We start from the raw sequence: 12,842 nt of genomic DNA, 5'->3' as shown, positions 1-12,842 counted from the left end.
CCCGGCGGGGATCACCGGGCGCGGGGCGGGGCCACTGAATCGCGATGTATCAGCTGCGATTCGTACAGCCACGAATCGTCGTCGGGGTCGGACTCGTCGAAGGTATCGGCGATCAGCTTTCGCACCCCCAGCCGCGCCAGCATAAGGCCCGGCCACCGAACCGTGGTGAGCGGGGGCCACAGATGCGCGGCAAGCCCGGTGTCGTCGAAGCCGATCAGCGACAGATCCTCGGGAACGTTCATGCCGCGGCGCCGCGCGGCGTGGAGCGCACCCGCCGCCATCTCGTCATTGGCCGCGAAGATCGCAGTCGGCGGCTGGTCGAGGTCGAGCAGCAGATCGGCGGCGGCGATCCCCGATTCGAAGGTATAGCCCCCCTTGGCGACGAAGTCCGACGGCAGCGTGATTCGGGCCTTGGCCAGCGCGGCATCGAATCCCTTGCGGCGCTCGGCGGCCGACAGGAAGCCATCGGGCCCCGCGATCATCGCGATCCGGCGATGCCCTTGCTCGACCAGATGCGCCACCGCCAGGCCGACGACTTCGCCGTCGTTCGATGCCACCGTCCGGTCGGGCGCGTCGAGCGCAGCCGAACCCATCCGTACGTAGCGGCAGCCGACGTCGCGGCAGAGCTCGGCCAGCGCCTCGTTCTCGGCGATCGGCGGCATCAGCAGCACGCCGTGCGGTCGCTGGCGTTCGAGGAAGCGGCGGACGTCATCCAGCATCTGCGGGCTGTGGCGTTTGACCGGGCGGACGATCAGCTCGAATTCGGTGTCACGCAGCCCCTCGAGCATTCCTTGCTGAACGTTGAGCACGGTCTGGGCATTGGGATTGTCGTGGATCATCCCGATCAGGAAGTTGCGCCGCAGCGCCAGCGCGCGCGCCTGCGGATTGGGGACGAACCCCATTTCGGCGATCACGTTTTCGACGCGCGCGCGGGTATCGACATGAAGCAGCGGCGAGCGGTTGATGACCCGGCTGACGGTTTTCTTGGAAACGCCGGCGATACGCGCGACGTCGTTGATCGTTGGTTTGCCGCTGGCCATCATCACGACGCTATAGAAGTGCGGCGCCGGGTGGCAATACTGGTCTAAAGTTGTTCGTCGGGGGCGGGTTGAGACTGGTCCGCCAAGCCCAGTGCGGACAGGTCGGCGGGGGTGTTGATGTTGGCGATCGGTGGGGCGTTGCGCGCCGACGCGCCGGTGGCCCGTCCCCAACGACGAAGCGACCGGTCGTCGCCGCGCAGATGCACGTCGAGCCGATCGGCAAGCGCCGCCGGCCAGATGCCGATCACCGGCTGGTCGGCGATGAATGCGGGGCCGTCGCCGAGGATCGCGCGCAGGTCGTGCGGAAGATAAGGGGCGTCGCAGGGCACGCTCAGCACCGCATCGAAGCCGTGGGCGCGGGCGTGGTGGAGCGCGGCGTTCAGGCCGGCGAGCGGGCCGAGCCCGCCGACGGGGCGATCGGGCAGGCCAGGCGCGCGACCGCACAGGATTACCGCGTCGACCTGCGGCGTGAGCGCGGCGACCACCCGGTCGATCAGCCGCTCGCCGTCGAGCAGTGCCTCGGCCTTGTCCGACCCGAACCGCCGCGACAGTCCGCCGGCGAGCACCGCGCCGAGCAGCCTCATCGCGGTGCCAGCACCGCGTCGCGCCGCGCCAGGACGCGCAGCGCCAGCCCGGCTTGTGCGGCGCGGGCGATCGCGAGCGTGGTGGGGGCCGAGATCGTCGCGAGCAGCGGACAACCTGCAAGCACCGCCTTCTCAACCAGTTCGTAGGAGCAGCGCGAGGTCAGCAGCGCGAAGCCGCGGTCCCAATCGGCGCCGGCGCGCAGCATCGCGCCGATCAGCTTTTCGAAGGCGTTGTGCCGCCCGACATCCTCGCGCACCAGCCAGGGCTCGCCATCGGCGGTGCAGGCGGCGGCGGCGTGTACCGCGCCGGTGGCGTGGTGCAGCGGCTGATGCTGGTCGAGCAGCGCCAGTGCGGCGAAGATCGCGGTATCATCGATGTCGGCGGGTTCGACGCGCGGCAGGGGGCGCAGAGCCTGTTCGAGATTCTCGATCCCGCACAGCCCGCACGCCGATTCAGATACGCGATGTCGCACGCGATCGACGATCCGCATCGCCACCCGCTCGGCGAGCGTGATGCGCAGCACGATGCCGGCGTCGGTAGCGTGTTCGTCGACATCGAGCACGTCGTCGGCGCGGTCGATCAGCCGTTCGGCAAGTGCAAAGCCATAAGCGAGGTCCGGCAGATCGGCGGGGGTGGCCATCAGCACCGCATAGCCGATGCCGTTGCATTCGATCGCAATCGGCGTTTCTTCGGCGATCGCGCGGTCGATCGGCGTCGAAGCGCCGTCCGCCGCGATCCGCGAGAACGGCAGCTGGGATGCGCTCATCGGCACCCCGCCGCCGTCCGTTCGTTTCGAGCGAAGTCGAGAAACCTCAGCGTTGCGCTTGGCCCCGTTTCTGGACTTCGCTCGAAACGAACGGGGAGGGTGGTCATACGCGCGCCCCTCAAGCGACGATCCGCACCGGCACCGATTTCGCCGCTGGGACATGGCTTTCCTCGGCATGATGCTCGAGCGGCATCAGGACGTTCGCTTCGGGATAATAGGCGCCCAGACATCCGGCCGGAATGTCATAGGGGGTTACGATCAGCCCCTCGAGCCGGCGCGTCTCGCCGTCCTCGGCATCGCTTTCGAGCGCGACGATCTGGTCGCGCTTCACGCCTGCCGCGGCCATGTCGTGGATGTTCATGAACAGCACGTCGCGCGTGCCCTTCACCCCGCGAAACCGGTCGTGATAGCCATAGATGGTGGTGTTGAACTGGTCGTTCGACCGCAGCGTCATCAGCCGGTAGCGGCCAGGCGCGTCGGCAAAGCCGGTCGCCGAGAGGCTGGTGGGGGCGAGGAATTCGGCCTTGCCGCTCGGCGTCTGCCAGATCCGCTCGGCGGCCTTGTTGCCGCGCCAGAAGCCACCGGGGGTGAACAGCCGCGCGTTATAATCGGCGAACTTGTCGGGGTAGGTCGCCTCGATCGCGTCGCGGATCAGCGCATAGTCGCCTACCCACGCATCCCAATCGACCGCGGGGTTGGACGGCAGGATACGCTTGGCGATCGCGCCGACGATCGCGGGTTCGGACATCAGATGGTCGCTCGCGGGGTCGGCCTTGCCGCGCGAGCCGTGGATGCAGCTGGTCGAATCCTCGACCGACACCACCTGCGCGCCGGTCGCCTGGATGTCGCGCTCGATGCGGCCGAGGCAGGGCAGTAGATAGGTGACCTTGCCTGTGAACAGATGGTTGCGATTGAGCTTGGTCGCGATCTGCACCGACAGGCGCATATTGGGCCATGCCGCCTCCATCGGCCCGGTTTCGGGCACCGCGCGCAGGAAATTGCCGCCGAGGCCGATGAGCGCCTTGACCGATCCATCGATGATCCCGCGGCAGGCTTCGACGGTATCGAGCCCCTTTTCAGTGGGCGGCTCGAAATGATAGAGTTCGCGCAGCTTGTCGACCGGCGCGAGTTCGGTCTTTTCGGTCATGCCGACGGTGCGCTGGCCCTGGACGTTCGAATGGCCGCGCACCGGGGTGGGGCCGGCGCCGGGCTTGCCGATATTGCCGCGCAGCAGCAGCAGGTTGACGAGCATGCGGACATTCTCGACGCCCTTCACATGCTGGGTCAGCCCCATGCCGTAAATGCCAAGCACCGCCTTGGCATCGGCATAGACGCGCGCGGCACGCTCGAGATCGGTCTTCGAAATGCCCGCTTCGGTGACGATCGCGTCCCATTGCGCGGCGCGCACCGCGGCCAGGAAATCATCGACGCCGTGGGTGTGCTGGTCGATGAACGCCTGGTCGAGCACGCGCGGTTCGCCGCTGGCCTTCGCAGCATCGTCCCATTCGACCAGGAACTTGGCCATTCCCATCATCACCGCGAGGTCGCCGCCGGCCTTCACCTGATGATATTGGGTCGAGATCCGCGTCTCGCCGAGCGTCGCCATCTGCACCGGGTTTTGCGGGTCGGTGAAGCGTTCGAGCCCGCGTTCGCGCAACGGATTGAAGGTGACGATCGGCACCCCGCGGTCGCGCGCCGACTTCAGGTCATGCAGCATCCGCGGCGCATTCGATCCGACATTCTGGCCGAAGAAGAAGATTGCGTCGCAATGCTCGAAATCGTGCAAGCGGGTGGTGCCGGTCGCTTCGCCGATCGATGCCTTGAGCCCGACCGAGGTCGATTCATGGCACATGTTCGAACTGTCGGGCAGGTTCTGGTTGCCGTACATCCGCGCCATCAGCGCGTACATGTACGTCGCCTCGAGGCTGGCGCGGCCCGAGGCGTAGAACACCACCGATTTGGGATCGAGGCCGCGCAGTTCGGCGGCGATCGCGTCGAACGCTTCTTCCCACGCTACCGCGACATATTTGTCGGTCGCGGCGTCGTAGCGCAAAGGCTGGGTCAGCCGGCCATGTTGTTCGAGGTCGTAATCGGTCCAGCCGCGCAATTCGCTGAGCGTATGTTCGGCGAAGAAGGCGGGGGTGGTGCGATGCGCGGTGAGCTCCCATGCGGTCGCCTTGGCGCCCTCTTCGCAGAATTCGGCGGGCAGCGGGTTGGCCGACTTGGCCCAGGCACAGCTGACGCACGCAAAGCCTTCGGGCTTGTTCTGCCGCGCCAGCTCGGCGACCGCGGCGGGGCTCAGCCGTTCGCGCGGCAGGATGTCGGCGAGCGAGCGAACCGATCCCCAGCCGCCCGCGGGGCCCTTGAAGCGTTCGATCTGCGGCTTGTCCGAATGCTGCTTGCTCATCGATTCCTCGCTGCTGTGTCGCCGTTCCTACCCGAACGGGTGCCCGCGCAAATGGTTCAGCCATGTTCATTCGCGACGCCGGGTCTGCTAGGGAGCGCGGCTCACCACCATTAGGGATCGCCGTGCCGCCAGTCCAACCGCCGATACGCATCATCGCGCTGTATCGGTTCGCCACCTTTGCCGATTGCGCCGCGTTGCAGCCGCCGCTCGCCGCCTTGTGCGCCGCGCAGGGCGTCAAGGGCACGCTGCTGCTGGCGCGCGAGGGGATCAACGGGACGATCGCGGGCAGCGATGCGGGGATCGAGGCGGTGCTGGAGCACATCCGGTCGCTGCCGGGGTGCGCCGATATCGAGGTGAAGGAATCGCGGGCGGCGGAGATGCCGTTCCACCGGATGAAGGTGCGGCTCAAGCGCGAGATCGTGACGATGGGCGAGCCCGACATCGATCCGCTTGCCGGGGTCGGCCATTATGTGCCCCCAGCCGACTGGAACGCGCTGATCGAGCAGCCCGATACGGTCGTCATCGACACCCGCAACGATTACGAGGTGGCGCTGGGCAGCTTCGACCGGGCGATCGATCCGGCGACGCGGACCTTCCGCGACTTTCCCGCGTGGTTCCGCGCCAATCGCGAGCGGGTGACTAGCGGCGCGACCAAGGTGGCGATGTTCTGCACCGGCGGCATCCGCTGCGAGAAGGCGACCGCGTTCCTAAAGAGCGAGGGGATCGACGACGTCTACCATCTGCAGGGGGGCATCCTCGCCTATCTCGAAACCGTGCCGCCCGAGCAGAGCCGCTGGCAGGGCGAGTGTTTCGTGTTCGATGAGCGGGTGTCGGTGGGGCATGGGCTCCAGCCCGGCGACAACGCGCTGTGCCGCGCCTGCCGGATGCCGGTGACGCCCCAGCAGCGGACCTCGCCGCTGTTCGTCGAGGGGGTGAGCTGCCCCGCCTGCCATGCGCAGCGCACCGACGAACAGCGCGCGGGCTATGCCGAGCGGCACCGGCAGGAGCGGCTGGCCGAAGCACGGGGGCAGTTGCATGTCGGGGCGGTGCTGGGCGAGGCCGAGGCCGAGACCTAACGCTCCCACCTTCACCCCCACGCCCTCACCGTCACCCCGGCCCCTCACCGTCACCCCGGCCCCTCACCGTCACCCCGGCCTTGAGCCGGGGCCCAGGACCGCGAGCGATGCGGCAAGAGGCGCGAACGTCGCGCCCGCCGCCCTGGGCCCCGGCTCAAGGCCGGGGTGACGGGAAAGCGCCCGCCCCCTTACCGCGGGCGGTGCGCGGTACCTTCGCCGGGGGTAATGAAGATCGCGGTGCAGCTGGTGCCGGGCGCAATGTCGGCGGTGTGCCACACACCCGGCGGATTGATCGCATAGTCGCCGGGGCCGAGCGTGAGCGTGGCAGTGGTGCCGTCGGGGTGCTCCTGGTGCAGCGTCATGCTGCCCGCGGTGCAGATCACCAGCTCGGCACCGTGCGGGTGGACCTCCCATGCCGCCCAGCTCTCGGCGAAGGCATATTGCGAGACGAGCCGGCCTTCGATGCCGTCGGCGGCGTGGCGCTCGGCATAGGCGGCGTACCAGCATTCATCGGTGATCGCGGGTTCGACGCTGGCGGTGGCGCCAAGGCCGAGATGCGCGGGGTTGGTGGGGAGATGGGGCATGGCGCGCGAATGCTAGGATGTAGCGAAAGCTAAATCCAGCACCGCGCAACTGCGCGGGCGCGCCCGGCCGGCGGGTGGCGAAGCCAGCCCGACCGACGACGCGGCTTTGCCGCGGCGGGTTTTGGGAGCAAGGCAGAAGCACCACCAGCAACCCCACATTGACCGCACGCATCGTAGTTACATAATCGATGCCTGGAGATCAGCTTCGATCCGGGCAAGCGTGACGCGACGCTGCGCGAGCGGGGACTGGATTTTGCCGATGCCGGATCGGTGTTCGATGGCCGCGTGAAGACGCTGGTCGACGACCGGGTGGATTACGGCGAGACCCGGTACGTCAGCTATGGCTGGATCGAGAAGTTGCCGTCGCCGTCGTGTGGACCGAGCGCGAGGGTGCCCGCCGCGTGATTTCGATGCGGCGGATGCATCAATGGGAGATCAAGCATGTCGGACTGGACTGACCCGGACGATGCCCCCGAGCTGACGGCGGCGATGGCCGAGGTCGCCGAGATCGCGATCGGCGGCAAGGTGATCCGCCCGGCGACGGGCTATCTGGGGCCGCGCGGCGTCGCGAAGGGCCGCCCGCCGCTGCGCGGCGCGGCGAAGCGCCAGGTGACGCTGCGGGTCGATCCCGACGTGATCGAGAAGTTTCGCGAGGGCGGGCCGGGGTGGCAGGCGCGGATGAACGAGGCGCTGCGGAAGGCGGCGGGGTTGGGGTGAAACAACCGAGCTGATCGTTTAGGGTAACATTGCGTGGCTTTCGGACACTCAACATCGACGTGCGGTCGCGGCAAGTGCATCGGGCGCATTGCAACGTGCATGCGCGCCGGCCAGGATTGCACGGTCGAGGGCGCCGCATGTGCCGCCGCAGCGATAATGCGGATTTTACTTGCGTGCCGCGCCACGGGGAGTGATTTAGGTATATGATACGCGAATGGGACATCAAGCGAACGACATTTTCGCTAGCCGACTTCCTTAGTTGGCAGCGAGCTGGCTCACTGGAGCTAAGCCCTAGCTTCCAACGGCGAAGTGTTTGGACGAAAGCGCAAAAGTCCTATTTCGTCGATACCGTTTATCGCGGCTTGCCTGTGCCGATTATATTCGTTCGCGAAAGGACTGATGTAGAAACGTTATCTACGGTTCGAGAGGTAATAGACGGCCAGCAACGTCTGCGTACGATGCTTGCTTTCGTGGACCCAAAATGCCTAGCAGATGCGGCCGATGCGGATAACTTTACAGTCCAAAAAAAGCACAACAAGGATTTGCAAGGAAAACTGTTTTCAACGTTAGGTGCGGATGCGAAGAAGCGCATTCTTTCCTACCAGCTCAGTACGCATGTCCTTCCGAATGACACAAGCGACTCTGAGGTTCTTAGCATTTTTGCGAGAATGAACTCTACCGGCTCTAAGTTGAATGAGCAGGAGTTGCGTAATGCAGAATATTTCGGAGAGTTTAAGATAGCCTCCTATGATACCGCGTTTGCGAATCTAAACCGTTGGCGCAGTTGGAAGCTGTTTAGTGAACAAGATATGGCTAGAATGAAAGAAGTAGAATTCACTAGCCTGCTCTTTATCTTGATAATGAATGGGATCTTTGAGAGGACTCAGTCTCTTATAAACCGGTTTTACAAGTTGCACGATGACAATTTTGATGATTGGGATAGGGTGATCAAAGAGTTCAATCGCGTGATGGATGCCATAGAAGATGCATTCGGCGATGGGCTTCGTTCCACTGTGTATAGTAATACGGCTATGTTTTTACAGTTGTTTCATCTAATTCGTCGTTTAGAGAATGCTGGAATATCTTTAACCCATGCCAGAATACGGCGAATCCTTGATGTCGGAGATCAAATTAAAGACAGGTCTGGCCTGCCAGAAAATGTGCTAGTCGCATTAGCAAGTCGCTTTAATCGCCTAAGTAATCAGCAAATAGTGTCTGATTATATATTTAATCATGCATCCAAATGATCATATCGCTGCATTTTTAAAAAATGTGCGTACGACGCGACGTTTGCTATCGCGGCAGGTCGGCTTCTTTAATCAAAATGGTCTACCGCGAAGGGAGCTAGAATCTATATATGAGCTAGCATTTTTAAGGGTATTTATCTCTTTTGAAACTCAGCTTGTCGAACTTTTGAAGACTAATCTAATGATGCCGGTAGATTGCGCTGGCCGCATTAGAAGCAATTTCCCAGTCACAAATCGCGCGCAGGCGGGAAAGCTTTTACTAGGCCCAAATAGATACTTTCAAATTCTACCTGTTGAGCAAATGGAAAAAATAGCAAAAGTGTATTTGAAAAATGGAGGGCCCTTTGTTGGGTTGGACCCAACTCAAAAAATATCTATTGCCAAAGCATACGCAATTCGAAATCACATCGCCCACAAAAGCACCGATAGCAAATACTCTTTCCAGAAAAAAGTCCTGAATTCTGTTGTATTGCCTCGGTCAAGCACATCTCCAGGATATTATCTTCGAACATCAATGACGAATAACGTCACCTATTTTGATCACCATGTGTCTAGTGTTGGCAGCTGTCTTAATAAGATTTGTCGAGAAAGCTAAAATGCATCGGTTCGCGCAGGACACGTTAGGCGCCTGCCATGCCAAGCTAACCAAAGCTGGCGTTGCGGATGCAACATTAAAAATGCGGATGATCGGTTTCCCCGGGAACCGAAAGCAGCCGTCGTAGCTGACCCAGCCGCTCCGAGGGGATTTGGACGGGGGGATGCCTGGGGCGGTGTTCGGCTATACTTGCCAAGTGGCGGTGGGTGGCGATGCCGTGGGGCGGTGTGGGCTTAGCGGCATCTCGCTTGGCTTACTGCCCCTCTCCCGGCCTTTCCCGGCTTCGCCGGGGGCGGCCACCCTCTCCCCGGAGGAGAGAGGGAAGGGGAGCTTATTCCGCCGCCTGCTTCTCGACCTTCCGCTCGAGCAACGGCGCAAGATATTTCCCCGTGAAACTCCGCGGCTCCTTCGCCACCACCTCGGGCGTGCCCTGCGCGACGATCTCGCCGCCCTTCACGCCGCCCTCGGGCCCCAGATCGAGCACCCAGTCGGCGGTCTTGATGACGTCGAGATTGTGCTCGATCACCACCACGGTGTTGCCCTGGTCGACCAGCGCGTGGAGGACTTCGAGCAATTTCCGGACATCCTCGAAATGCAGGCCGGTGGTGGGCTCGTCGAGGATGTAGAGCGTCTGGCCGGTGGCGCGGCGGGCGAGTTCCTTGGCGAGCTTCACGCGCTGCGCCTCGCCGCCCGACAGCGTCGTCGCCTGCTGGCCGACCTTGACATAGCCCAAGCCCACTTCGGCGAGCATCGCCATGCGATCGCGGATCGGCGGGACCGCCTTGAAGAACTCGACCGCGTCCTCGACGGTCATGTCGAGCACGTCGGCGATGCTCATCCCCTTGAACTTCACCTCGAGCGTCTCGCGATTGTAGCGCGCGCCGTGGCAGACGTCGCAGGTGACATAGACGTCGGGGAGGAAGTGCATCTCGATCTTGAGCAGCCCGTCGCCGGTGCACGCCTCGCAGCGGCCGCCCTTGACGTTGAAGCTGAAGCGGCCGGGCTTGTAGCCGCGCGCGAGGCTTTCGGGGAGGCCGGCGAACCAGTCGCGGATGTTGGTGAAGGCGCCGGTATAGGTGGCGGGGTTGCTGCGCGGGGTGCGGCCGATCGGCGACTGATCGATGTCGATCACCTTGTCGAGATGTTCGAGCCCGGTGACCTTGTCGTGCTTGCCCGCCAGCACGCGCGCGCCGTTGAGCTGGCGCGCGGCGGCGGCGTAGAGCGTGTCGATCGTGAAGCTCGACTTGCCAGAGCCCGAGACGCCGGTGACGCAGGTGAAGGTGCCGAGCGGAATGCTGGCGGTGACGCCGGTCAAATTGTTGGCGGTGGCGTTGTGGACGGTGAGCTTCTTGCCATTGCCCTTGCGGCGCTTGGCCGGGAGCGGGACCGAGCGCGTGCCGTTGAGATAATCGGCGGTGATGCTGCCCTTGGTCTTGAGCACTTGGCTGAGCGTGCCCTTGGCGACGACCTCGCCGCCGCGCACGCCCGCGCCCGGCCCCATGTCGATCACATAATCGGCGGTGCGGATCGCGTCCTCGTCATGTTCGACGACGAGGACGGTGTTGCCGAGATCGCGCAGCCGGCGCAGCGTCTTGAGCAGCATGTCGTTGTCGCGCTGGTGCAGGCCGATGCTGGGCTCGTCGAGGACGTAGAGCACGCCCGAGAGGCCGCTGCCTATCTGGCTGGCGAGGCGGATGCGCTGCGATTCGCCGCCCGAGAGCGTGCCGCTGGTGCGGTTGAGGTTGAGATAGTCGAGCCCGACATTGTTGAGGAAGCCGAGGCGTTCGAGGATTTCCTTGAGGATGCGTTCGGCGATCGCGCGCTGCTGGCCGGTCATGCTGTCGGGGAGGCGCTCGAAGAAGCCGAGCGCGTCGACGACCGACAGGTGCGTGGCGTGGGCGATGTCCTGCCCGTCGATCTTTACCGCCAGCGCCTCGGGCTTGAGGCGCGCGCCGTGGCAGGTCTCGCAGGGGCGCGAGGCCTGGTATTTGGACAGCTCCTCGCGCATCCACGCGCTCTCGGTCTGGAGCAGGCGGCGGTTCATGTTGCCGATGACGCCCTCGAACGGCTTCTTGACGTCATACGACTTGCGGCCGTCGACGAAGGTGAGGGTGACGGGCTTGCCCTTGGTGCCGTGGAGGATCGTGTCCTGATGCTCGGGGGCGAGGTCTTTCCACGGGGTGTCGAGCTTGAAGTCGAATTCGCGCGCGAGGGAGCCGAGGACCTGCATGTAATAGGGGCTGGGCGGGTTCGACTTGGCCCAGGGCACGACCGCGCCCTTCTTGATGCTGAGGTCGTGATTGGGGACGACGAGGTCGGCGTCGAATTCGAGCCGCTCGCCCAGGCCGTCGCACGCCGGGCACGCGCCCTGCGGGGCGTTGAAGCTGAAGAGGCGCGGCTCGATCTCGGCGATGGTGAAGCCCGAGACGGGGCAGGCGAATTTTTCGGAGAAGACGATACGGTTGGCGGGGATGCCGGCACCCTTCATCTTGCGATCCGTCACCCCAGCGGAAGCTGGGGTCTCTTGCGGCTCCTGTCCCGCGCCATCCGCGGAGACCCCAGCTTTCGCTGGGGTGACGGGGGGGGTGACGGGGTTGGCGAGCGCTTCCACCGTCGTGTCGACCAGGTCGACATAGGCCAGCCCCTCGGCGAGCTTCAGCGCGGCTTCGAAGCTGTCGGCCAGGCGCGTCGCGATGTCGCCGCCTACGACCAGGCGGTCGACCACGACTTCGATGTCGTGCTTGAACTTCTTGTCGAGCGCGGGGGCGTCTTCGATCAGGTACGTCTCGCCGTCGATGCGGACGCGCTGGAAGCCCGCGCGCTGCCATTCGGCGAGCTCCTTGCGGTATTCGCCCTTGCGCCCGCGCACGACCGGAGCGAGCAGCAGCAGCCGGGTGCCCTCGGGCAGCGCGAGCACGCGATCGACCATCTGGCTGACGGTCTGCGCGCTGATCGGCAGGCCGGTGGCGGGCGAATAGGGGATGCCGACGCGCGCCCAGAGCAGGCGCATATAGTCGTAGATCTCGGTGACGGTCGCGACGGTCGAGCGCGGATTGCGGCTGGTGGTCTTCTGCTCGATCGAGATCGCGGGGGACAGGCCCTCGATATGATCGACATCGGGCTTCTGCATCAGTTCGAGGAACTGGCGCGCATAGGCGCTGAGCGATTCGACGTAGCGGCGCTGGCCCTCGGCATAGATGGTGTCGAAGGCGAGGCTCGACTTGCCCGACCCCGACAGCCCGGTGATCACCGTGAGGGTGTCGCGCGGGATGTCGATATCGACGCCCTTGAGGTTGTGCTCGCGCGCGCCGCGCACGGAAATGTGAGTCAATGCCATGCGGTGCGTTCTATCTTCGTTCTGGAGCGAGGGCCACGGTTATAGGGCTGGGGCACGAGATAGGGGCGCGATAACGGGGCTGGTAGGGGGCGGCGATGCGGCTTGCGCTGCGGCGTTGGCAAAGGCCTGGGTGGTTCCGACCTTCGGAAAGCTACAAAAGCTACACTACGTCCCCCCCAGATTCGCCTCTCCCGCGTCACAAAGCGCGATGCGGGTGGCGGATGCGGGGGGCGTGTTCATGCGGCATGCGTACCAAAACGGGGGCTTGTAGGACAGCGGGGTTTGGTTGGCGGCGTCGTGACCGTGCCGGTCTGATTGAAGGAATGGTGGGAAGTTGTGGAAAGCGGACCACTCTCCGATCGTCACCCCGGACTTGGTCCGGGGTCCACCGAGCCGCCGGGTGCTAAAGATATGGACGGAGGACCGAGCCCGACGGACCCCGGAACAAGTCCGGGGTGACGGGGAATGCTGTCCGCTAGCAGGGCGGA

11 protein-coding genes are annotated in these 12,842 nt (G+C 64.3%); 5 read left to right on the top strand and 6 right to left on the bottom strand.

What is annotated here, in order from left to right:
* Window positions 1–11 precede the first annotated feature (11 nt).
* From NMP03_RS10925 to NMP03_RS10910, 4 genes are all read right to left on the bottom strand, one after another.
* Entirely contained in the window at window positions 12–1,043 is a 1,032-nt protein-coding gene (locus NMP03_RS10925; protein ID WP_256505426.1) for a LacI family DNA-binding transcriptional regulator, read from the bottom strand.
* 41 nt (window positions 1,044–1,084) lie between these two features.
* Entirely contained in the window at window positions 1,085–1,624 is a 540-nt protein-coding gene (gene mobA / locus NMP03_RS10920) for a molybdenum cofactor guanylyltransferase (protein WP_256505425.1), read from the bottom strand.
* A complete protein-coding gene (gene fdhD, locus NMP03_RS10915) occupies window positions 1,621–2,391 on the bottom strand; it encodes a formate dehydrogenase accessory sulfurtransferase FdhD (RefSeq protein ID WP_256505424.1) in 771 nt (256 codons plus the stop codon). The genes mobA and fdhD overlap by 4 nt, the downstream gene beginning before the upstream one ends.
* A 118-nt stretch (window positions 2,392–2,509) precedes the next feature.
* Window positions 2,510–4,798 carry an FdhF/YdeP family oxidoreductase gene (locus NMP03_RS10910; protein WP_256505422.1) on the bottom strand — a complete coding sequence of 763 codons (2,289 nt, stop codon included), beginning with the start codon at window positions 4,796–4,798 and terminating at the stop codon, window positions 2,510–2,512.
* Between the two features lie 122 nt (window positions 4,799–4,920).
* Here NMP03_RS10910 and trhO point away from each other — a divergent pair, with 122 nt between their 5' ends.
* Entirely contained in the window at window positions 4,921–5,874 is a 954-nt protein-coding gene (gene trhO / locus NMP03_RS10905; RefSeq protein ID WP_256505421.1) for an oxygen-dependent tRNA uridine(34) hydroxylase TrhO, read from the top strand.
* Between the two features lie 188 nt (window positions 5,875–6,062).
* On the opposite strand, the gene NMP03_RS10900 is transcribed toward trhO, so the two are convergent.
* Window positions 6,063–6,458, bottom strand: coding sequence for a cupin domain-containing protein (locus tag NMP03_RS10900; RefSeq protein ID WP_256505420.1), 396 nt, complete (start codon window positions 6,456–6,458; stop codon window positions 6,063–6,065).
* Window positions 6,459–6,650: 192 nt separating this feature from the next.
* Between NMP03_RS10900 and NMP03_RS16215 the strand changes: the two genes are divergently transcribed.
* From NMP03_RS16215 to NMP03_RS10880, 4 genes are all read left to right on the top strand, one after another.
* The gene (locus tag NMP03_RS16215; protein ID WP_406698451.1) at window positions 6,651–6,863 is read left to right on the top strand and encodes a BrnT family toxin; all 213 of its coding nucleotides are present in this window, start codon (window positions 6,651–6,653) and stop codon (window positions 6,861–6,863) included.
* Between the two features lie 36 nt (window positions 6,864–6,899).
* Window positions 6,900–7,175: a BrnA antitoxin family protein gene (locus NMP03_RS10890; protein WP_256505418.1), complete on the top strand. Its 276-nt coding sequence runs from the start codon at window positions 6,900–6,902 to the stop codon at window positions 7,173–7,175.
* 203 nt (window positions 7,176–7,378) lie between these two features.
* Window positions 7,379–8,422 carry a DUF262 domain-containing protein gene (locus tag NMP03_RS10885; RefSeq protein ID WP_256505417.1) on the top strand — a complete coding sequence of 348 codons (1,044 nt, stop codon included), beginning with the start codon at window positions 7,379–7,381 and terminating at the stop codon, window positions 8,420–8,422.
* A complete protein-coding gene (locus NMP03_RS10880; protein WP_256505415.1) occupies window positions 8,409–9,017 on the top strand; it encodes a hypothetical protein in 609 nt (202 codons plus the stop codon). The genes NMP03_RS10885 and NMP03_RS10880 overlap by 14 nt, the downstream gene beginning before the upstream one ends.
* A 331-nt stretch (window positions 9,018–9,348) precedes the next feature.
* Here NMP03_RS10880 and uvrA read toward each other — a convergent pair whose 3' ends face one another.
* Window positions 9,349–12,354, bottom strand: coding sequence for an excinuclease ABC subunit UvrA (gene uvrA, locus NMP03_RS10875; protein ID WP_256505413.1), 3,006 nt, complete (start codon window positions 12,352–12,354; stop codon window positions 9,349–9,351).
* Window positions 12,355–12,842 lie beyond the last annotated feature (488 nt).

This window comes from Sphingomonas qomolangmaensis, assembly GCF_024496245.1.
In the GTDB taxonomy this organism is placed as follows: Bacteria; Pseudomonadota; Alphaproteobacteria; order Sphingomonadales; family Sphingomonadaceae; genus Sphingomonas; species Sphingomonas qomolangmaensis.
This window is presented reverse-complemented; position numbering and strand designations above follow the sequence as displayed.